At 26.9% G+C, this 555-nt stretch carries 2 protein-coding genes; both read left to right on the forward strand.

From position 1 onward, the window contains the following. Positions 1-8: 8 nt before the first annotated feature. Entirely contained in the window at positions 9-83 is a 75-nt protein-coding gene (locus GQX97_RS15220; RefSeq protein ID WP_368666593.1) for a 2-hydroxyacyl-CoA dehydratase, read from the forward strand. Positions 84-129: 46 nt separating this feature from the next. After that, a partial coding sequence (locus GQX97_RS14360; protein ID WP_157152366.1) for an aminotransferase class V-fold PLP-dependent enzyme occupies positions 130-555 on the forward strand: 426 nt, incomplete at its 3' end.

Consider the following 555-nt stretch of genomic DNA (forward strand, 5'->3'; position numbering starts at 1 on the left):
ATTTACAAATAGAGACTAATTATTCTAATAGTGATACTGCTCAGCTTAGAACTAGATTAGAAGCTTTTGTTGAGATGCTATAAATATATTATTTTTTTATTAATAAATTTTAAGTTATGGAATTAAAAAATGATATATTTTGACAATGCAGCTACTACATTAAAAAAACCAGAYACAGTTGCTAAGGCAGTTTTTGATGCRATAAACAGTTTTGCAAATGCTTCAAGAGGCTCTTATGAATTATCATTAAATAGTGAAAGAGTTATACTTGATACAAGAGAGAAAATAGTTAAACTTTTTAATGGATATAGCCCWAATTATGTTGCATTTACAAGCAATTCTACAGAAGCATTAAACACAGCAATAAAAGGCATATTAAATAAAAATAGTCATGTTATAACCACGTCTCTTGAACATAACAGTGTTTTAAGACCTCTCTATGAAATGGAAACTTTAGGAACAGAGCTWACAATAATAAAAGCAAATAACAAAGGCGAACTAAATTATAATGATATAGAAAAAAGCATAAAACAAAACACTAAAGCAATTATTTGT

Origin of the sequence: Brachyspira sp. SAP_772, from assembly GCF_009755885.1 — a bacterium.
Classification (GTDB): Bacteria; Spirochaetota; Brachyspiria; order Brachyspirales; family Brachyspiraceae; genus Brachyspira.